The sequence below is a fragment of the Niallia sp. XMNu-256 genome, assembly GCF_036670015.1.
GTDB lineage: Bacteria > Bacillota > Bacilli > Bacillales > Cytobacillaceae > Bacillus_BD.
The window spans coordinates 3,272,001-3,292,882 of sequence record NZ_CP137636.1 but is presented as its reverse complement, the minus strand read 5'-3'; the positions used below and the strand labels follow the sequence as shown (position 1 = coordinate 3,292,882).

Annotated in this window: 17 protein-coding genes and 1 other annotated feature (1 of these 18 only partly in view); of the genes, 15 read left to right on the top strand and 2 right to left on the bottom strand. The window is 38.0% G+C overall.

Annotation, left to right across the window (positions count from 1 at the left end):
- The first annotated feature begins 5 nt into the window (after positions 1–5).
- The 7 genes from leuD (at position 6) to yihA (ending at position 10,224) form a co-directional block, all read left to right on the top strand.
- The gene (leuD, locus tag R4Z10_RS16745; RefSeq protein ID WP_338470432.1) at positions 6–599 is read left to right on the top strand and encodes a 3-isopropylmalate dehydratase small subunit; all 594 of its coding nucleotides are present in this window, start codon (positions 6–8) and stop codon (positions 597–599) included.
- Between the two features lie 119 nt (positions 600–718).
- On the top strand, positions 719–1,729 hold the full coding sequence (locus R4Z10_RS16740; RefSeq protein ID WP_338470431.1) for a tetratricopeptide repeat protein: 1,011 nt from the start codon (positions 719–721) through the stop codon (positions 1,727–1,729).
- Positions 1,730–2,058: 329 nt separating this feature from the next.
- Entirely contained in the window at positions 2,059–3,354 is a 1,296-nt protein-coding gene (tig, locus tag R4Z10_RS16735) for a trigger factor (protein WP_338470430.1), read from the top strand.
- Between the two features lie 389 nt (positions 3,355–3,743).
- A complete protein-coding gene (gene clpX / locus R4Z10_RS16730) occupies positions 3,744–5,009 on the top strand; it encodes an ATP-dependent protease ATP-binding subunit ClpX (RefSeq protein WP_338470429.1) in 1,266 nt (421 codons plus the stop codon).
- Between the two features lie 150 nt (positions 5,010–5,159).
- Positions 5,160–6,827: an ATP-dependent protease LonB gene (gene lonB, locus R4Z10_RS16725; RefSeq protein WP_338470428.1), complete on the top strand. Its 1,668-nt coding sequence runs from the start codon at positions 5,160–5,162 to the stop codon at positions 6,825–6,827.
- Positions 6,828–7,285: 458 nt separating this feature from the next.
- Complete coding sequence (lon, locus tag R4Z10_RS16720; RefSeq protein WP_338470427.1) at positions 7,286–9,610, top strand: endopeptidase La; 2,325 nt, start codon at positions 7,286–7,288, stop codon at positions 9,608–9,610.
- Positions 9,610–10,224 (top strand): ribosome biogenesis GTP-binding protein YihA/YsxC, encoded by a 615-nt coding sequence (gene yihA / locus R4Z10_RS16715; protein WP_338470426.1) that lies wholly within the window; start codon positions 9,610–9,612, stop codon positions 10,222–10,224. The genes lon and yihA overlap by 1 nt, the downstream gene beginning before the upstream one ends.
- Positions 10,225–10,319: 95 nt before the next feature.
- Here the strand turns inward: yihA and R4Z10_RS16710 are convergent, their stop codons facing one another.
- Positions 10,320–10,805 (bottom strand): DUF5668 domain-containing protein, encoded by a 486-nt coding sequence (locus tag R4Z10_RS16710; RefSeq protein ID WP_338470425.1) that lies wholly within the window; start codon positions 10,803–10,805, stop codon positions 10,320–10,322.
- A 457-nt stretch (positions 10,806–11,262) separates the two neighbouring features.
- Here R4Z10_RS16710 and hemA point away from each other — a divergent pair, with 457 nt between their 5' ends.
- The 8 genes from hemA to ysxE all read left to right on the top strand — a co-directional run bounded on the left by hemA (position 11,263) and on the right by ysxE (position 20,391).
- On the top strand, positions 11,263–12,609 hold the full coding sequence (hemA, locus tag R4Z10_RS16705; protein WP_338470424.1) for a glutamyl-tRNA reductase: 1,347 nt from the start codon (positions 11,263–11,265) through the stop codon (positions 12,607–12,609).
- Positions 12,610–12,623: 14 nt separating this feature from the next.
- Positions 12,624–13,454 (top strand): cytochrome c biogenesis protein, encoded by an 831-nt coding sequence (locus tag R4Z10_RS16700; RefSeq protein ID WP_338470423.1) that lies wholly within the window; start codon positions 12,624–12,626, stop codon positions 13,452–13,454.
- 53 nt (positions 13,455–13,507) lie between these two features.
- On the top strand, positions 13,508–14,443 hold the full coding sequence (gene hemC, locus R4Z10_RS16695) for a hydroxymethylbilane synthase (RefSeq protein ID WP_338470422.1): 936 nt from the start codon (positions 13,508–13,510) through the stop codon (positions 14,441–14,443).
- Positions 14,440–15,225, top strand: a complete 786-nt coding sequence (locus R4Z10_RS16690; RefSeq protein ID WP_338470421.1) for a uroporphyrinogen-III synthase — start codon at positions 14,440–14,442, stop codon at positions 15,223–15,225. Before hemC ends, R4Z10_RS16690 begins: the two co-directional genes overlap by 4 nt.
- Before the next feature lie 60 nt (positions 15,226–15,285).
- The gene (hemB, locus tag R4Z10_RS16685) at positions 15,286–16,263 is read left to right on the top strand and encodes a porphobilinogen synthase (protein WP_338470420.1); all 978 of its coding nucleotides are present in this window, start codon (positions 15,286–15,288) and stop codon (positions 16,261–16,263) included.
- 37 nt (positions 16,264–16,300) lie between these two features.
- Positions 16,301–17,590, top strand: a complete 1,290-nt coding sequence (hemL, locus tag R4Z10_RS16680; protein ID WP_338470419.1) for a glutamate-1-semialdehyde 2,1-aminomutase — start codon at positions 16,301–16,303, stop codon at positions 17,588–17,590.
- 344 nt (positions 17,591–17,934) lie between these two features.
- Positions 17,935–19,314: a LysM peptidoglycan-binding domain-containing protein gene (locus tag R4Z10_RS16675; RefSeq protein ID WP_338470418.1), complete on the top strand. Its 1,380-nt coding sequence runs from the start codon at positions 17,935–17,937 to the stop codon at positions 19,312–19,314.
- A 27-nt stretch (positions 19,315–19,341) separates the two neighbouring features.
- The gene (ysxE, locus tag R4Z10_RS16670) at positions 19,342–20,391 is read left to right on the top strand and encodes a spore coat protein YsxE (RefSeq protein ID WP_338470417.1); all 1,050 of its coding nucleotides are present in this window, start codon (positions 19,342–19,344) and stop codon (positions 20,389–20,391) included.
- A gap of 57 nt (positions 20,392–20,448) precedes the next feature.
- Here the strand turns inward: ysxE and R4Z10_RS16665 are convergent, their stop codons facing one another.
- Positions 20,449–20,637, bottom strand: a complete 189-nt coding sequence (locus R4Z10_RS16665) for a hypothetical protein (RefSeq protein ID WP_338470416.1) — start codon at positions 20,635–20,637, stop codon at positions 20,449–20,451.
- 183 nt (positions 20,638–20,820) lie between these two features.
- Positions 20,821–20,882: a binding site (T-box leader), on the top strand (it continues 193 nt past the right edge of the window).

Sequence of the window (20,882 nt, the reverse complement as noted above, 5' to 3'; positions counted from 1 at the left end):
GGTTCATGAGCGGAATTAAAGCACATACAGGTAAGGCGGTAGCCTTAGACCGGGTTAATGTAGACACTGACCAAATCATTCCAAAGCAATTTTTAAAACGAGTCGAAAAAACAGGTTTTGGCCGTTTCTTATTTAATGATTGGCGTTATCTTGCAGACGGTTCACCAAACCCAGAATTTGAGTTAAACCAACCAGAAAACCAAGGAGCTTCCATTTTAGTTGCTAATGACAACTTTGGGTGCGGGTCATCACGTGAACATGCTCCATGGGCGTTACAAGATTACGGATTCAAAGCTGTAATTGCCCCGTCTTTCGCAGATATATTTAATCAAAACTGCTTAAAAAATGGGATGATACCAATCCAATTAGATAAAGACAAAGTCGAATACTTACTAGAAGCTGCTAAAAATCAACCATATCAATTAACTGTTGACGTGGAAGAAGCGACAGTTTCTGATGATAAAGGCTTTAAAGCATCTTTCCCTCTTTCTGATTACTGGAAAAAGATGCTTGTGAACGGTTGGGATGAAATCGAAATTACTCTTCAATTGGATGACAAAATTTCAAACTATGAAGAAGCACATCCAGTGCTAAAATAATAGAGACTTGAAAAACCCATTTATTGCAAATGGGTTTTTCTAATTTCAGTTTACTTTATTTTTTCCATTATGCTACACTTACAAAGATATTAATGGTGGGAAATAAAGGGTGTATATCTATGAGTAAGGGACATGAAATCAAGCAGAGCAAAGTAATTCAGTTTCCAGGGCTTGAAAAAAGATTATTGGAGAGAGGATTAGAGAATTTACAATCCCAAAACTATCATGAGGCAATTGATTTATTCCAACAGAGTATCGAACTTGACTCTGAAAATCATGATAGTTATATTGGTTTATTACTAGCCTATTTCGATTCTGGTAGAGTGGAACAGGCCGTCGACTTAGCCCATCACATGCTTCAAGAGGGCATTGGCGACGAAATGGAAACATTAGATATTTATCTAATGCTTCTCGTCCAAAAAAGTCAACATGAGCAAGTGGTAGAAGAAATTAATCTACTTTTGAAAGAAAGTCGTATTCCCTACCATAAACAAGAACATTTCGAACGATTATTACATTTAAGTGAAAAAATGATCGAGAATAAAACCGAAGTGGAGAAAATTGATTTTGAGGATGAGTCACCATTAGGTTCTCTGGATCTCTATCAATATCACGATCCGCAAGAGCAGGTGCTGATTGCATCCCAGTTAAGCCATCAGCCAATTAAGCGTTATGAAGAGGAGATCAAACAGTATTTAAAGTCATATGAGGGAGACCCTTTTTTAAAAACTTTAATTCTCAATGTATTAAAAGAACAGAATTATGACCATCCTGTAGACATTGAGAAATTCGGAAAGCTTATTACAATTGTCCCTGACCGTATGGTGCATCTAACAGAAAATGAAAGAGTGACCGAGTTACTAGTGGTCATAAGTGATGTACTGGAGGACGAAGACCCGATTCTTTACGATAATATAAAAACATTAATAGAGAGACATTTTTTTCTCATCTATCCCTTTGTACTTGAGGAACTATCTATCCAAGCATGGGGAGCTGCCTTTCATTATATAGGGAACGAGTATTATGGAAGTCGTCAATCAATCGATAAAGTGATAGACACTTATGATGCAGACGATAGAGAGGTAGAAAAAGCTCTTGAATTTATTAAGAGAGTTGAAAAATATCTTTAAGTTCATTTAGCAAAGGCATTTGTACCGTGAGCTTACGACAGGTACAGAAGTTTTCAGTCCTATAAGTCGGGGACAAACCTGACAGAGAAGCTTAATCACTTGCGGATGCCACGATAATATTATTGTATTTATCCGAGCAGTCACGCTAAAAATTCGGTAGGCGAATTTGATTAATTAGACTGTTGAAACAGAGCGAACATATGGTATAATGTAGTGGTTGCTTTGTGTGAAAATATTCATCTAAAATAGATTATGACTAGATCTTTGCATATATATGTAATTTTACTAGTGATAGCAAATGAAATTGTTTGTTGGAGGGAAAAGTAAGTATGTCGGCTAAATTCGAAAAACTAGAAGGGAACCAAGGGGTTCTAACAGTAGAAGTAGATGTAGAAAAGGTGAATGAAAGCCTTGACGCTGCATTCAAAAAAGTAGTAAAACAAGTAAACGTACCAGGATTCCGTAAAGGGAAAATGCCTCGTGCATTATTTGAAAAACGTTTTGGTGTTGAGTCATTATACCAAGATGCGATTGATATTATGCTTCCAGAAGCATATACAAATGCTATCGATGAAACTGGAATTGAGCCTGTTGATCAACCAGAAATCGATGTTGAGCAAATTGAAAAAGGTAAATCCTTTATTTTTACAGCAAAAGTAACTGTTAAACCTGAAGTTAAATTAGGTGAATATAAAGGACTTGAAGTAGAGAAGTTCGATACAACTGTTACTGATGAAGATGTTGATAACGAAATTAAAACTCTTCAAGAAAGACAAGCTGAACTTGTTGTTAAAGAAGATGGAAAAGCTGAGCTAGGCGATACAGTAGTTATCGACTTTGAAGGCTTTGTAGACGGCGAAGCATTTGAAGGCGGCAAAGCAGAAAACTATTCATTAGAATTAGGTTCTAATTCATTTATCCCAGGTTTCGAAGAGCAGTTAGTTGGGGTTGGTTCAGGTGAATCTAAAGATGTTGAAGTTACTTTCCCAGAAGAATATCATGCAGCTGAATTAGCTGGTAAGCCTGCTGTATTTAAAGTAACGGTTCATGAAATTAAAGGAAAAGAACTTCCTGAACTTGATGACGAGTTTGCAAAAGATGTGGATGACGAAGTTGAAACATTAGATGCATTAAAAGAAAAAATTAAAAACCGTTTAGAGCATGACAAGAAACATGAAGAAGAACACCATATTCAAGATTCTGTAGTTGAACAAGCTACTGCAAATGCTGAAGTTGATGTTCCAGAAGTAATGATTGAAAATGAAGTAAATCGTATGCTTCAAGAGTTTGAACAACGTATTCAAATGCAAGGCTTAAACCTTGAGTTATACTTCCAATTCTCAGGTCAAAGCGAAGAAGACTTACGTGGTCAAATGAAAGAAGAAGCACAGCAACGTGTTCGTGGCAGCTTAACACTTGAAGCGATTGCGAAAGCTGAGAACATTGAAGCATCAGAAGAAGAAATCAATGAAGAATTGGAAAAAATGTCAAAAATGTACAACATGACAGTTGAAAACATCCGTGCTGCACTTGGAAATCTTGAGGCAGTAAAAGGTGACGTTCAAGCTAGAAAAACCGTTCAATTCCTTGTTGAGAACAGTAAAACTGTTGAAAAGCAAGATTAATTTTTTGTTTTTTCTCTTTAAAAAGGGTATAATAAGTAAAATTAAAACAAGGTACGATTTTCATCGTGCCTTGTTTTATATAATAGGAAAAACACATATAATAAGGGCAATCACCTAAATGTTTTGTGTAACAGGAAATAACTTATAAAATAAAAATTACATATTGGTAGTAACTGATTAAAAATCAGGGTAAATAACAATTACATATACATACATAATAAAAGAATGTGAACCGAGACCCCCTTTAAAAAGGGCATTCAAGCAAGCTATATTATTTCCTGTATATTCACAAAATGTGTTACAATTCAGTAAATAGGTGGTAATTCTCTTAAAGCGTTTATCCGATTGATTTATAGATACTTCCAAAAGTCATTCAAGGGGTGAAAAGATTGTTTAAATTTAACGACGAAAAAGGACAATTAAAATGTTCATTCTGTGGCAAAACACAAGAACAAGTTCGAAAACTAGTTGCAGGACCAGGAGTTTATATTTGTGATGAATGTATAGAATTATGTACTGAAATTGTTGAAGAAGAACTAGGTACTGAAGAAGAAATCGAATTCAAGGATGTACCAAAGCCTGCGGAAATTCGTGAAATTCTAGATGATTACGTTATTGGACAAGATCAAGCAAAGAAATCATTATCTGTAGCCGTATATAACCATTACAAACGAATTAATTCTAATAGCAAAATTGATGAAGTGGAATTGGCAAAAAGTAATATTGCCATGATTGGGCCGACTGGTAGCGGGAAAACGTTACTTGCTCAAACGCTTGCTCGTATTTTAAATGTACCATTTGCAATTGCTGATGCGACTTCATTAACAGAAGCTGGATATGTTGGAGAAGATGTTGAAAATATCTTGCTTAAACTAATCCAATCGGCTGATTATGATGTAGAAAAAGCTGAAAAAGGAATCATTTATATTGATGAGATTGACAAGATTGCTCGTAAATCTGAGAATCCTTCAATTACAAGAGATGTTTCAGGTGAAGGTGTACAGCAAGCATTGTTAAAAATCCTTGAAGGAACGGTAGCGAGTGTTCCTCCTCAAGGTGGAAGAAAGCACCCACATCAAGAATTCATTCAAATCGACACAACCAATATTTTATTCATTTGTGGTGGTGCATTCGACGGAATTGAAACAATTATTAAACGTCGTCTAGGTCAAAAGGTCATCGGATTTGGTTCAGATGTGAAAGAACAAGAAATTGATACGAAAGATCTATTAACAAAGGTTTTACCAGAAGATTTATTACGCTTTGGTTTAATCCCTGAATTCATTGGACGTTTACCAATTATTGCTAGTCTGAATCAATTAGATGAAGAAGCTTTAATTGAAATCTTAACAAAGCCGAAAAATGCGTTAGTGAAGCAATATCAAAAAATGTTAGAAATTGATAATGTAGAACTAGAGTTTGAAGAAGGCGCATTGCGTGAAATCTCAAAGCAAGCGATCGAGAGAAAAACCGGTGCTCGTGGATTGCGTTCCATTATTGAAGGGATCATGTTAGATCTTATGTATGATCTTCCATCAAGGGATGATATCCAAAAATGTATTATCACGGCTGAGACGGTCATTAATAATAGCGAGCCAAAGTTAGTGCTAAAAGATGGTACGGTTATTGAAGAAAAACGTAAAACTTCTGCTTAATGCACGATTTTAATAAAAGGCACAAGAGGTCAAAAGATGATCTCCTGTGCCTTTTTTGTTGTCAATCCGACTAGAAAATTGGTTTAATCCTACCTGTACAGGGAGATACTAGCATATATCATCAAGTACTAATATGCAGGAGGGAAAAATATGAGTTGGACCGGGATAGTAATCTTTATCCAGTTATTTTTTGGTGTAGTTATTGGTTTATACTTCTGGAACTTACTTAAGAATCAACGCACGCAAAAAGTGACCATAGATCGTGAATCAAAAAAGGAAATGGACCAATTACGGAAAATGCGCGATATTTCCTTAAGTGAACCCTTATCTGAAAAGGTTCGGCCATCTACTTTCGATGATATTGTCGGGCAAAAAGATGGAATCAAATCATTAAAAGCAGCGTTATGTGGACCGAACCCACAACATGTCATTATATATGGCCCTCCGGGAGTAGGGAAAACGGCAGCCGCTCGTCTTGTGTTAGAAGAAGCAAAGAAAAATCAAAAGTCTCCCTTTAAATCTGAATCTGTTTTTGTTGAGTTAGATGCAACAACAGCAAGATTTGATGAAAGGGGAATCGCGGACCCTTTAATCGGATCGGTTCATGACCCTATTTATCAAGGTGCTGGTGCAATGGGACAAGCAGGAATTCCACAACCCAAACAAGGAGCAGTGACAAATGCACATGGCGGAGTATTATTTATTGATGAAATTGGAGAATTACATCCCATCCAAATGAATAAACTATTAAAGGTATTGGAAGATCGTAAAGTCTTTTTGGAAAGTGCTTATTATAGCGAGGAAAATACACAAATCCCTAATCATATTCATGATATTTTTAAAAATGGTTTACCAGCCGATTTCCGCTTAATTGGAGCTACGACTAGAACGCCAAGTGAAATTCCACCTGCAATACGTTCCCGTTGTATGGAGGTGTTTTTTAGAGAATTATCTCAAGAAGAAATATCCATTGTTGCAAAAAAAGCGGCTGATAAAGTTAACTTAGAAATCAGTGAAAAAGGACTTGAAATCTTATCGTCCTATGCTCGAAATGGACGTGAAGCGGTTAATATGATTCAATTAGCCGCAGGTCTTGCTATTACTGAAGAACGCTCATACATAAAAGAAGAAGATATTGAGTGGTTAGTTCATTCAAGTCAATTAACACCAAGATTAGAACGAAAGGTGACCGGCTTTTCGCAAGTGGGATTGGTCAATGGTCTTGCAGTCCATGGACCAAACACAGGCTCACTACTAGAAATTGAAGTAACCGTGATTCCTGCAAAAGATAAAGGAACCATCAATATTACAGGAATTGTAGAAGAAGAAAGTATGGGGGATCGAAGTAAATCGATTCGCCGCAAAAGTATGGCAAAAGGATCGATAGAGAATGTAATCACTGTATTACGTACACTCGGTGTGCCGGCACATGATTATGATATTCATGTTAATTTCCCAGGCGGAGTTCCGATTGATGGGCCGTCAGCGGGAATTGCTATGGCAACGGGGATCTATTCAGCTATTTACAAATTCCCAGTTAATAATAAAGTGGCTATGACGGGTGAGATTAGTATCCATGGGAATGTTAAGCCAATTGGCGGGGTATACCCGAAAGTCAAGGCGGCGAGAGATGCTGGTGTCAATAAGGTCATTATCCCAAAGGAAAACATGCAATCCGTTTTAAATGAAATTGAAGGGATTGAGATTATTCCTGTTACCCATATCAATGAAGTCTTTGAAATCTCGCTAAACAAAGAATTTACAGGCAATCAATCCCGTTCTGCCTCCATTGATGTAGGAGAAAGAGAAAGTATATAATTATTTTCCATATAAACTTCGCTTTGTAGCTTTGCAGGCAAAGTGAAGTTTCTTTTTGTATAAATATTATCATCATATAGTATTTCAAGATGTAAAATGAGCAGCCACCTTATTAGACATGGTAACTTAAATACGATAAAATTGTTTAATAAACTAATTTAACTTTATTCAGCAACCGATAGCTTGCGACAGGTACAGAAGTCAGAAGTCCTCTACTTCTATAAGTGGAGATGAATGCAAAAGGTTTTCTAATTCAGCATGGGGTTCTCTGAATGAAGTTAAGCCTCCGGCGGATGCCACGGATTTTTTAAGAGAAATTTATCGAGCAAGCTCGACGACGGACAGGACGTCCTAGTCAGGAGAAAGCCACAGGATGTGGCATTCTAAAGCGTGATAAAATCCGGGCGCAAATTCGACGGAGCGAATTTGATTTTTAATGTATATGGAGGTGTGAGGTTATGGCAAACAATGAGGAAATCATCGTTCCTTTGTTACCCTTGCGAGGCTTGTTAGTTTACCCAACAATGGTTCTTCATTTAGATGTTGGGCGTGACAAATCCGTTCAAGCTCTGGAAAAAGCGATGGTTGATAATCATCTAATTTTTCTAACGACACAAAAGGACCTATCTGTTGATGTACCGATAGAAGAGGATTTATATCAGGTTGGTACTTTAACAAAGGTCAAACAAATGCTCAAGCTTCCGAATGGGACGATAAGGGTATTAATTGAAGGCTTGCAACGGGGCGAAATTGTTGAATTCTTAGACGAACCCGATTATTTTCTAGTAAAACTACAAACTCATGAAGATGATCCGTCGGTAGATCCGGAAGATCAAGCATTAATGAGAACGATGCTAGAATACTTTGAACAATACATAAAAATTTCGAAAAAAATCTCTGCTGAGACTTTTTCATCTGTAAGTGATATAGAAGAACCAGGCCGAATGGCTGATATCATAGCTTCTCACTTACCGTTAAAGCTAAATGAAAAACAAGACATTTTAGAATTAATCAATATCAAGGATCGCATGAATCGCGTGATTGAGATCATTCATAATGAAAAAGAAGTCTTAAATCTAGAAAAGAAAATCGGTCAACGCGTGAAAAAATCAATGGAAAGAACGCAAAAAGAATACTATTTGCGTGAACAGATGAAAGCGATTCAAAAAGAATTAGGCGATAAAGACGGCAAAACGGGTGAAGTTGCGGAGCTAACTGAGAAAATTGAACAAGCAGGAATGCCTGAACATGCCAAAAATGCCGCGTTAAAAGAATTAGATCGTTACGAAAAAGTTCCTTCAAGCTCTGCAGAAAGTGCTGTCATTCGCAATTATCTTGATTGGTTAATTGCATTGCCTTGGTCAAAGGCTACGGCTGATGAAATTAATATTGAAAAAGCAGAAAAGATCCTAAACCGTGACCATTTCGGGTTAGAAAAAGTAAAAGAGCGAGTGCTGGAATATTTAGCTGTTCAAAAGCTTACGAACTCCTTAAAGGGACCGATCCTTTGTCTCGCAGGGCCTCCGGGAGTAGGAAAAACAAGTCTTGCTCGCTCGATTGCCACATCGCTAAACCGTAATTTTGTTCGTATTTCACTTGGCGGGGTGCGCGATGAATCAGAGATTCGCGGTCATAGACGAACTTATGTTGGAGCAATGCCAGGACGAATTATTCAAGGAATGAAAAAAGCGGGCACGATCAACCCTGTCTTTTTATTAGATGAAATTGATAAAATGTCTGGGGATTTTCGTGGCGATCCATCTGCTGCTTTATTAGAAGTGTTAGATCCAGAGCAAAATCATAACTTCAGCGACCACTACATTGAAGAAACGTATAATCTATCTAAGGTTATGTTTATTGCAACCGCTAATGATTTAGCAACCATTCCGGGGCCTTTACGTGACCGTATGGAAATTATTACAATTGCTGGATACACAGAATTGGAAAAAATTCATATTGCTAAAGATCATTTACTACCTAAGCAAATTAAAGAACATGGCTTAACAAAAGCACAGCTTCAAATTCGTGATGATGGCATTCAAAAAATTGTCCGTTATTATACTCGTGAGGCGGGAGTCCGTGGCCTTGAACGGAAATTAGCGAGCATTTGCCGCAAAACAGCGAAAATCATTGTTGCTGGTGAGAAAAAACGAGTAGTGATCACGGAGCAAAACGTTGAAGAATATTTAGGAAAAACCCTTTTCCGCTATGGTCAAGCAGAACAGGAAGATCAAGTGGGCGTTGCAACAGGCCTTGCCTATACAACAGTTGGCGGAGATACATTGCAAATCGAAGTGTCTCTATCACCTGGAAAAGGCAAATTAGTTTTAACCGGTAAATTAGGCGATGTCATGAAGGAATCTGCGCAAGCGGCATTCAGTTATATCCGTTCCAAAGCTGAAGAGCTTGGCATTGACCCAGATTTTCATGAGAAAAATGATGTCCACATCCACGTTCCAGAAGGAGCCGTTCCAAAAGATGGTCCATCTGCAGGAATTACGATGGCAACCGCATTGGCCTCTGCATTAACAGGAAGACCTATCCGCAGAGAAATTGGGATGACGGGTGAAATTACGCTGCGTGGCCGGGTATTGCCAATTGGTGGATTAAAAGAGAAAACGCTAAGTGCTCATAGAGCGGGACTTACGAAAATTATCTGTCCGAAGGAAAATGAAAAAGATTTAGACGATATTCCGGAAAGTGTAAGACAGGATTTGGAGTTTGTTTTTGTTTCTCATGTGGACCAAGTATTATCAGAAGCGTTAAGAAGTGGGGAGCAATAATGAAAGTAACAAGTGCTGATATTGTAATAAGTGCTGTAAAGCCTGAGCAATATCCTGAAGGTGGTTTGCCGGAATTTGCCTTAGCTGGCCGTTCCAATGTAGGAAAATCTTCTTTTATTAATAAGATGCTTAACCGGAAGAGTCTTGCCCGAACGTCCTCCAAACCTGGAAAGACACAGACATTAAACTTTTTCTTGATTAATGAAAATTTTTATTTTGTCGATGTACCTGGGTATGGGTATGCGAAAGTTTCTAAGTCAGAACGAGCCGCATGGGGGAAGATGATTGAGACATATCTGACAAGTCGGGAACAGTTGAAAGCAGTTGTGTTAATTGTGGACTTACGTCATCCCCCTACAGCTGATGACGTAATGATGTACGACTTTTTAAAGCATTATGAAATTCCATGCATCATCATAAATACAAAAGCAGACAAAATACCGAAATCAAAATGGCAAAAGCATATTAAGATTACAAAAGAAACATTAAACCTAGACCCAAATGACAAGATTATCCTTTTCTCTTCCGAAACAGGCTATGGTAAAGATGAAGCTTGGTCTGTATTTAAAAGCTATATGGGAACTGATGAATCAGATCTCTTGTCCGAGAATTAAAAAATAAAAAGCACGATCTTAGATAACTTTCCTTTCTAAGATCGTGCTTTTTTGGATTCATAGGAACTTAGGACAAGTTCAAACCATCTCTCCATCTACTTCTTTTTAATAAATAATAAATAAATTCCTAGGATCATGAGGAGAAGCGGCCAATATTGGATAATCGCATCAACATTGTTTCCTAATGATCCCAACCAGCTTAAGAGGTTGTCATAGAAAATGATTAATCCTGCGATCGCTAAAAATATAATCCCTTGTATGAGGCCATTTCCTGTCTTTTGATAGCGTAGAACTAATCCAAGAGCAATGAATAAAACTAATGCTCCACTAGCATCAGGCCAAATTGAAAAGCGTTCAACAACATGAAAATGAAACCCAAATCCCGCTACAATCACCCCAGGCAGGATCACCTCATATTCTTGTCCTTTATACCCTTGTGCAAGTAAAGCAAGACCAACAATGATTAGAAGAGTCGGCCATGTTCGATATTCATTTAATAGAGTGATATTTGTTTGCTGCCCAAAAAAGTAGATACCAAAGCCTAATAAAATAATCCCTGAGAAATAACGATAATGATTCAACCTCTCCATCCTTCCAGTGTTGATTTCTTGAATAATCAAAGTTTTTTTGATATTGTACAGAGGAAGAACTAAAAAAAGACATAAATAATCATACTTTCTTAACTATATTACCATACTACTAAATATAAACGATTTACTTATTAGGAAATTTTTTCTTTTCTTAACTTAAGCACGTTAGAAATGTTTTCAATATATGTTCACAATTACTAAAAATAATAACGAGCTTACATGATACAATGTATATAGGTATTTATCAGGCTTAACGGGCAGTAAGCCCCCACTTTAAGATTGGGGGATCAACTCCCCGTAAAGCTCCGATTGGTGAAATAAGATTTATCTTTGGGCTTTAGCCCTTAGATAAATCAATCAGGCTCTGCGTGACTAACCATCAGTGTGAAAGAACACTCACTGATGGAAGTTTGACTTTATGCATCTTTTAAGGGGGTTAATAAGTAATATGCATATTATTGTTGTTGGAATTAATCACAAGACAGCCCCAGTAGAAATTCGGGAACGGTTAACATTTGAGCCGTCACAATTAGGGGATGCAATGAAGAAGTTAAAAGAAAAGAAAAGTATTCTTGAAAATGTAATCCTATCAACCTGTAATCGGACGGAAATTTATGCAGTGGTTGATCAAATTCATACGGGCAGATATTATATTAAGGATTTTCTTTCAGAATGGTTTCAAATAGAAAAGGAGGAATTTACGCCTTTTCTGTTTATATATGAAGTGGACGGTGCGATGGAACATCTCTTTAAGGTTACTTGTGGGTTAAACTCACTTGTTCTCGGAGAAACTCAAATTTTGGGACAGGTTCGTTCAAGCTTTTTACTAGCACAGGAAGAAGGAACAATTGGTACGGTATTTAATCAATTATTTAAACAAGCTATTACCTTAGCAAAAAAGGCACATTCAAACACAGATATTGGCGCAAATGCAGTATCTGTAAGCTATGCGGCGGTAGAATTAGCTAAGAAGGTTTTCGGATCGATTGAGAACAAACATACGTTAATTTTAGGCGCAGGTAAAATGGGCGAATTGGCAATCCAAAATCTTCAAGGCAGTGGTGCAACGAAAATTACGGTTTTAAACCGTACTTATGAAAAAGCAGAAAAGGTTGCCTCTCGTTTTAATGGACAAGCGAAATCATTAAATGAGCTTGAATCCGCACTTATTGATGCTGATATTTTAATTAGTTCGACTGGTGCACAGGATTTTATCCTAACAAAAGAAGTGGTTGAGGCAGCAGCGAAACAGCGTAAAGGCAAACCATTATTTATGGTAGATATTGCTGTTCCTCGTGATTTGGATCCAGCCATTGCTGAGCTTGACAGTGTATTCCTTTATGATATTGACGATTTAGAAGGAATTGTACAAGCGAACCTACAAGAACGTAAAAAAGCGGCAGAAGCAATCATGCTGATGATCGAAGAGGAAATTGTTGAATATAAGCAATGGTTGAATATGCTAGGAGTCGTTCCGGTGATTTCCGCACTCCGTGAGAAGGCTTTAGGTATTCAAGCCGAAACGATGAAAAGCCTAGAACGCAAATTACCCGATTTATCGGAACGGGAAATGAAAGTGCTTAATAAACATACAAAAAGTATCATTAATCAAATGCTGAAAGATCCAATCTTACAAGTGAAGGAATTAGCTGGCTCAAAAGATCGGGATAAAAACTTAAAATTCTTTATGAGTATCTTTAATATTGAAGAGCAAGTTGAAAAACAAAAATTTGCGGAAACGGCAAAAGAAAAAACTGCTATTATTCATACCTCTAAGCCGGTTTTTCAATCATAGAATGAGGTTATTATATGCTGGATACGTTAATACCTCGGCTGCAAGAGCTAACGGTTATTTTATACGCAACAAGTGTATTGCTATATTTTATTGATTTTCTACACCACAACCGGAAGGCAAATCGCACTGCCTTCTGGTTACTTTTATTTGTATGGCTCCTCCAGTCTTTCTCATTGTATTATTATATGGTTGAGAAAGGACGATTTCCGATTTTAACCATTTTTGAAGGGCTTTATTTCTATGTATGGGTCTTGATTACTTTCTCGCTTATTATTAATTCTATAAGACAGGTTGACTTTATCGTCTTTTTTACGAACATCATTGGATTTATTGTAATTGTCATACATACATTTGCACCAGAACAAATTGGTTCTACTGTTCTGGCCGAACAACTAGTATCTGAGCTTCTTCTTATACATATTACAGCCGCTATTTTGTCATACGGCGCCTTTTCTCTTTCGTTTGTTTCGTCTATTCTATATTTAATCCAATATAATTTACTCAAACAAAAAAAGTGGGGAAAGCGCTTATGGAGAATTGCAGATTTATCGAAACTTGAACAATTTTCCTATGTATTGAATATCATTGGGGTTCCGATTCTAATGATTGGAGTCATTCTTGGTGTACAATGGGCTCATATAAAGTTGCCTTTCGTTCCCTGGTTTGACCCAAAGGTAATAGGCTCTATCTTAGTCGTAGTTGTCTATTGTATTTATATTTATTTCCGCATCCGCAAAGGAATGGCTGGAAAAGCGCTAGCGATGTGGAATGTCGCTGCCTTTCTCATCTTATTAATTAACTTTTTCCTAATTGGAAATCTATCATCATTTCATATTTGGTTATAGAAAAGCGGAGGCGCTTTCTTTTCAACCTATTAAAAACACCTTGGAGGCCTAGCATGAGAAAAATTATTGTTGGTTCTAGACGTAGTAAGTTAGCAATGACCCAAACAAAATGGGTGATCGAACAGTTGAAAAAACTAGATCCTTCCTATGAATTTGAAATCAGAGAAATTGTTACAAAAGGTGACCGCATTTTAGATGTCACCCTTTCAAAGGTGGGAGGAAAAGGATTATTTGTGAAAGAGATTGAACAAGCTATGCTTGATAAAGAGATCGACATGGCTGTTCATAGTATGAAAGATATGCCAGCTGTTCTCCCGGAAGGACTTGTCATTGGTTGTATTCCTGAACGGGAAGATTATCGTGATGCCTTTATTTCTAAAGAACATATTAAATTTCAAGACTTAAAACCAGGTGCAGTTGTCGGAACTAGTTCGTTAAGAAGAAGTGCACAGCTCCTTGCAAAACGTCCTGATATTGAGATTAAATGGATTAGGGGAAATATTGATACAAGACTTGAAAAATTAAAAACAGAAGACTATGATGCGATTATTTTAGCTGCAGCAGGGTTGGCTAGAATGGGCTGGACTTCGGAGACAGTTACAGAGTTCTTTGATCCAGATTTATGTCTACCAGCAGTAGGCCAAGGTGCACTTGCTATTGAATGTCGAGGCAGTGATGAAGAACTACTAGAACTACTTCGTAAATTTAATAGTGTTGAGACAAGTCAAACGGTTAGGGCTGAAAGATCCTTCTTAGATAAAATGGAAGGCGGGTGCCAAGTTCCAATTGCTGGCTTTGCCGAGATTAATTCTAATAATGAAGTCGTTTTAACTGGTCTTGTTGCATCACCTGATGGAAAAACGATCCTAAGAGATCAGGCTGTTGGACAAAATCCGGAAGAACTTGGGGAAAAACTAGCAGAAAACTTAATCGAATTAGGTGCGAAAGACTTAATGGATCAGGTGAAAGAGGAGCTTGAGAGTGAATGAGCTCCTCTCATCCCTTAGAAAATAAAAGCGTTTTAGTTCCACGCGAAAAAGAATTAGCTAAATCTTTTTCTAAGTTTGTCAAAAGGTTGGGTGGGGAACCTGTTGAAATCCCATTACTAGCATTCCAACCAGTTAAAATGACAACTGAGATAGAGAATGTGATACATAATTTACAATCGTATGATTGGGTAATTTTTACAAGTAATGTGACAGTGGAAACCTTCCTGTCTTATCCAGGAGTTTCTCTCTCTCAATTTAACAGAATCGCTGCAATTGGTGAAAAAACAGCAAGGGCCTTGACTGAAAAACGACTTCAAGTGGATTTCGTTCCTACGGAATATGTGGCCGAGGCGTTTGTTGTCGAATTTGACTCTATGATTCAAAAAGGGATGAAAGTATTGATTCCCAAAGGAAATTTGGCCCGAACGTATATTGGTAATAAGTTAACAGAAAAAGGTGCGATTGTAGATGAAATCATTGTTTATGGAACCTATTTTCCACCTGAAAGCAAAGCCCTTTTAGCTAAAACCATTCAGCAGCATGAATTAGATATCGTTTGTTTTACAAGCCCATCTACAGTGGATCATTTTATGGAGGTCATTCAAAAAAATGATCTAGCGGATGAACTGAATCGCCTGCTTTTTGCTTGTATCGGCCCTATAGCGAAAAAAAGGGCGGAGAGTTATGCTCTACCCGTTTCGATCGTTCCGGCTGTCTATACAGTTGAGGAAATGCTAAAGGAAGTAGCAAACTACATACAGCAGACGTCTCCCGATTTATAAAAGGAGAAGATTAATGCAGGGGAAGACTATTTTAAAAAAACAATCTTTGGAGGGATACAAATGGGTTTAGAGTTTAAACGCCATCGTCGGTTACGTCGTAATGCAGCAATGCGATCATTAGTACGAGAAAACCATGTTAGAGTCGAAGATTTCATCTACCCGATTTTTGTTATTGAAGGCGAAAACATTAAAAATGAAATTTCCTCGATGCCAGGTATTTATCAATACTCATTAGACCGACTAACAGAGGAAATGGATGAAGTGGCATCACTCGGAATTCAATCTGTTCTTCTATTTGGAATTCCTGTTGAAAAGGATGAATGTGGAACAGGTGCTTTTCACGATCATGGCATTGTCCAAGAAGCTACACGCTTAATCAAAGAAAAGTATCCTAATATACTTGTTGTGGCTGATACATGTCTTTGTGAATACACAAGTCATGGGCATTGTGGCATGATTGAAGGGGACCAAGTGTTAAACGATCCATCCCTTAAATTATTAACGGATACGGCGATTAGTCAAGCAAAGGCAGGGGCAGATATTATTGCACCATCTAATATGATGGATGGGTTTGTTGCAGCGATTCGTCAAGGATTGGATGAAGCAGGGTTTGCTCATATTCCAATTATGTCTTATTCTGTCAAATATGCTTCTGCTTTCTATGGTCCATTCCGTGATGCAGCCGAAAGTACCCCGCAATTTGGTGACCGTAAAACATATCAAATGGATCCGGCCAACCGTCTGGAAGCGTTCCGTGAAGCAGAGTCTGATGTTGAAGAAGGGGCTGACTTCCTCATTGTGAAACCAGGGATGCCTTATCTTGATATTGTCCGTGATGTCCGAAACGAGTTTAATGTTCCGGTTGTTACCTATAATGTGAGCGGTGAATATTCGATGGTTAAAGCAGCAAGTGCCAACGGCTGGGTGGATGAGAAATCTGTTGTCATGGAAATGTTGACGGGAATGAAGCGTGCGGGTGCTGATTTAATTATTACCTATCATGCAAAAGATGCTGCACGTTGGTTAAATGAAAAATAAGAATACCAAAATATAATACATAGAGAAGAGGGATTGTATGCGTTCTTATGATCGTTCAATCGAAGCCTTTCAAGAAGCGAAAACATTAATGCCAGGTGGAGTAAATAGTCCAGTACGAGCTTTTAAATCCGTTAACATGGATCCGATTTTTATGGAAAGAGGAAAAGGCTCAAAGATTTACGATATTGATGGCAATGAATATATCGACTATGTTTTATCATGGGGACCGCTTATTTTAGGACATGCGAATGATCGTGTCGTCGAAGGGCTCAAAAAAGTGGCAGAGATGGGTGCTAGCTTTGGGGCGCCAACTCTGATGGAAAACAAACTGGCCAACTTAGTAAAAGAACGTGTGCCATCGATTGAAATGATCCGCATGGTATCCTCAGGGACAGAGGCAACAATGAGTGCCCTTCGCTTAGCAAGAGGCTATACGGGAAGAAATTTAATTTTAAAATTTGAAGGCTGTTATCATGGCGCCTCAGATTCTTTACTCATTAAGGCGGGTTCGGGTGTTGCTACATTAGGCTTGCCAGACAGCCCAGGCGTTCCTGAGGGAGTGGCTAGAAATACGTTAACAGTAGCCTATAATGATCTAGACGGAGTGAAATATGCTTTTGAACAATATGGAAAAGATATTGCAGCTGTGATTGTTGAACCTGTTGCAGGAAATATGGGGGTTGTTCCGCCACAGCCTGGATTTTTAGCTGGTTTACGTGAATTAACAAGTGAGCATGGCGCCCTATTAATTTTTGATGAAGTCATGACTGGCTTCCGTGTTGGATATAACTGTGCACAAGGTTACTTTGGAATTACTCCTGACTTAACCTGTCTTGGAAAAGTACTTGGTGGGGGCCTGCCAGTTGGTGCTTACGGTGGTAAAGCTGAAATCATGGAAAAAGTAGCACCAAGCGGTTCGATTTATCAAGCTGGCACTTTATCAGGTAACCCGCTTGCAATGACGGCTGGCTATGAAACGATCAGCCAATTAAAACCGGAAGACTATACAGAATTTGAACGAAAAGGTGACAAGTTGCAGGCAGGAATTACAGCCGCAGCCGAAAAGTACGGTGTACCGGTTACATTTAACCGTGCGGGCTCAATGATTGGCTTCTTCTTTACAAATGAAGAGGTGATCGATTACGACCGTGCAAAAACATCTGACCTGAACTTCTTTGCTCAGTATTATAAAGAAATGGCTGATAACGGTGTATTCCTACCGCCTTCTCAATTTGAAGGATTATTCTTATCAACAGAGCATAGTGATGAAGATCTAGACAAGACGATTCATGCCGTTGAAATCGCGTTTTCTAAGTATAAAAAGTAAATATCGTCTTTAATGAAGCCAGTATTCCCTTTATTAGGGGAAGGACTGGCTTTTTTGGCGTCTAAAAATTAAAAATAAAGCTTCTGAGTTAACAAAATGAGCGATATTTTCTCTAATAAGAGACCTTACTCGTATATTTTGAGGGTTTACTCGTATTTTTCTGCAGGTTACTCGTATTTTCCCACTCTTTACTCGTATCTTGGTAAAAAGCCCCAATCCCACTCAAATTCCATCCCTCCTAAAACATCCGTTTTTTTTAGTGATAAATCATAAATCCTTCTTTCTATTCATAAAGTGTAATTGACATGGTGATTAACGTGATGTAATAGAAGGGAGGAGTCGCTTTGTCACATGGTAATCAATCTTATTTACGATTTTCATTAGAGGAATCCGTTTGGTTTCAAAAAGGACAGGAAGTAGATGATTTACTCTCGATCTCACTTGATCCCGATATTACCATTCAAGAGAGCGATCAATATATAACGATAAAAGGATCTCTGGAGTTAACAGGTGAATATAATCGTGAGGAAATTTCGGTTATAGAAGAAGATGAAGACTTTGACTTTTTTAATAAAAATCCAAGGTCTGTTCAACTAGTAGAGTTAAGAGAAGATGAGGGAATTTATGCCTTTACCCATCAATTTCCCGTTGAGGTAACAATCCCGAAAAATCGGATTCGAAATTTAGACGCCATTGATGTCACGGTCGAAACGTTTGATTATGCTTTTCCAGAAAAAAGTTGTTTACGATTGACCGCCGATTTGATGATTATTGGCCTTTATGGGGAACAACAGCAATTTCATGAAGAAGAGGAACCCGTTGAAGTTGAAATCGATGGAATTGAAGAGATCGAGGAAGTCGAGGATCATGAACCAGTGTTCAGAGATGATCTACAAGGGTTTGCACCATATGAAAGACCTGAATCAGAAATTCCTGAGATTGATATTAATCAAGTTTACAAGCCATATGAAGAGGAAAGAATTACGGAAGATTTAAATGAGGAAGTAGAGGCTTTTTCCAAGCCAGAAATTCCTGATGAGATAGACGAAGAATATGAACCATTTGAAGTAGAGGCTAGAAAAACACCTCCAGAGGAAGAGAAAGTCGAAGAATTTACGGGATTCCAATCCTTTGAGGAAAAATACCCGGAAATTTCCCTCATTCAGGATGAAAATAACCGAGAAGAATCAATAAAGGCAGAAGCTAAAACACCTGAGCTAGAAATACCTGATCAAGGTCCATCTGTTGAAGAATCTCCAGTTCTTGAAGAGACAGTTTATGAGGAACCAAGAAAGGAAACGCCGATTGTAGAGGCACCTATCCTTCAAGAGGAGGTTAAAAAGGAGGCTGTTCCTGAAATCACTTTTACTCCTCAACAAAATGTGGAAGAACAACCCGTAGTAGAAGCAGAGTCTCCAGAGGAAAATGAGGAAATGCTCGAGCATGAAGAAGAGCCGGCTCCAACAAAAGGGAAAAAGAAACCTGGCAAAAAGTTAAAAAATAAGCAGTCCATCACACTCTCAGAATTCTTTGCCCGTAAAGATGAGGAGGAGCTTACTAAACTAAGAATGTGTATCGTGCAGAACGGGGATACCCTCGAGGTTCTCTCTGAACGCTATGAGGTTCCAGTAACACAGATTCAAAGAGTGAATCAAATGGAGTTGAATCAAGATATTTATGAGGGGCAAGTCCTATACATTCCTGTTCCACAATCACAAAGGTAAAATCCCCAATCAGGACAGAGGGATCAAATGAGAGACTCTACTAGTAACCAAACGGTAACAGCTATTTTACAAAATTACGGGCTTACCCCCACATTTATCGAATCCCTTGGTAAGGTTACGAAGGTCTATACAAATCAAGGGGTCTATGCGTTAAAAAAAATTGATGCGAATCAGGGAATCGATTTTATCCGGTATGTTCAATCGCTTTATCAGTCTGGATACAACCGGATTGTTCCCATTTATCCCACTTTAGATGGTCGATACGGGATCCTCTATAACCATCAATTGTATTATTTAATGCCATGGCTCGCTAATGCGGAAAAAGGGGATCATTCGAAATTATTTCGTGAGCTGGCAAGGCTTCATACTCTGTCTGCACGTGAAGTGAAGGTGAATAAAGAGCATCGAAAGGCACATTTTGATAAGTCCATCGAGGAATTGGAGAGAGAAGAAGCACTTATCAATGAACTGCTGGGAGAATATGAAAGAAAAATCTACATGTCTCCATTTGAATTATTGTTTTGTACTTATTATCCGACGATTAAGCATGCATTGACTTTTTCAAAACGAAAATTGAATGAATGGTATGAAGCGACAAAAGAGAAGGACAAAGCTCGAATTGTCATTATCCATGGGAAGTTATCTAATGACCATTTCCTTTTTGATGAAAAAGGCTACGGCTATTTTAGTAACTTCGAAAAAACATCAATAGGCTCTCCGATTCATGACTTACTGCCTTTCATGGTAAAAACATTGAGGGGATTTCCAAAGGAATCGGAAGAGTTAGTCGAATGGCTTTACACGTATTTTAAATACTTTCCGTTTCAAGATGAGGAAATGGGGTTGTTTCTTAGCTATTTAGCACAACCTTCTTTTATCATCAAGACTTCTGAGAGACTGTTTCGCGAAGGAAACAAGAGACAAAGGCATGAACGAAGGGCTGTCAAAAAACTGCAAAGGGAATTCTGGCTATTAAAAAATATTGAATATGTCGTTTCCCGAATTGATGAAATTGAAAGGCATAAAAAAATACAACAGCAACAAGAACAGCAACAAGAAGAAGCCCGGAATGATTAGCATTCCGGGCCATTTACGTAAGCTTTTAGATTCTACATTAACCATTCTCAACAATCATTAAATCATCTCAAGATGAAAAGCAATGGCAATAATAATAAAAATCGCTAACAAGAGAATATCAAAAGTCGTAGGCAGGAGAAGTGCTCGTATTCCTTGAAAAACACTAAAAGGAATAATAAATTGCTGGCAGACACTTCTCGTCTTTCTTAACCAAGGTGGGAGCGTATAAGGATTATATCGTTTCAAGGACCTCAACTCCTTCCATTTCGCTTATCATTATGTTATGAAACATTTGGGTGATGGGTGCTTGATGATTTTCACCTTAAATTAATGGCCGAGTATAAGTATAATCGACAAAAAATAAGGTTATCCTTATTGACGACATAGCCATTTTTTCGGTAGTATAAGTATTAGTGTAGAATCCATTACATAATAGCGTTGATAGGGAAGAGTACAGTGACTTTTGCTTCAAAGAGAGGAGACCAGTGCTG

Bases quoted from the DNA above. Each gene is read 5' to 3' on its own strand.
- yihA (WP_338470426.1), top strand. From the start codon at position 9,610: ATGAAAGTAACAAGTGCTGATATTGTAATAAGTGCTGTAAAGCCTGAG.
- lonB (WP_338470428.1), top strand. From the start codon at position 5,160: ATGAGTTGGACCGGGATAGTAATCTTTATCCAGTTATTTTTTGGTGTA.
- R4Z10_RS16740 (WP_338470431.1), top strand. From the start codon at position 719: ATGAGTAAGGGACATGAAATCAAGCAGAGCAAAGTAATTCAGTTTCCA.
- hemL (WP_338470419.1), top strand. From the start codon at position 16,301: ATGCGTTCTTATGATCGTTCAATCGAAGCCTTTCAAGAAGCGAAAACA.
- hemC (WP_338470422.1), top strand. From the start codon at position 13,508: ATGAGAAAAATTATTGTTGGTTCTAGACGTAGTAAGTTAGCAATGACC.
- R4Z10_RS16700 (WP_338470423.1), top strand. From the start codon at position 12,624: ATGCTGGATACGTTAATACCTCGGCTGCAAGAGCTAACGGTTATTTTA.
- lon (WP_338470427.1), top strand. From the start codon at position 7,286: ATGGCAAACAATGAGGAAATCATCGTTCCTTTGTTACCCTTGCGAGGC.
- tig (WP_338470430.1), top strand. From the start codon at position 2,059: ATGTCGGCTAAATTCGAAAAACTAGAAGGGAACCAAGGGGTTCTAACA.
- ysxE (WP_338470417.1), top strand. From the start codon at position 19,342: ATGAGAGACTCTACTAGTAACCAAACGGTAACAGCTATTTTACAAAAT.
- hemA (WP_338470424.1), top strand. From the start codon at position 11,263: ATGCATATTATTGTTGTTGGAATTAATCACAAGACAGCCCCAGTAGAA.
- leuD (WP_338470432.1), top strand. From the start codon at position 6: ATGAGCGGAATTAAAGCACATACAGGTAAGGCGGTAGCCTTAGACCGG.
- hemB (WP_338470420.1), top strand. From the start codon at position 15,286: ATGGGTTTAGAGTTTAAACGCCATCGTCGGTTACGTCGTAATGCAGCA.
- R4Z10_RS16690 (WP_338470421.1), top strand. From the start codon at position 14,440: ATGAGCTCCTCTCATCCCTTAGAAAATAAAAGCGTTTTAGTTCCACGC.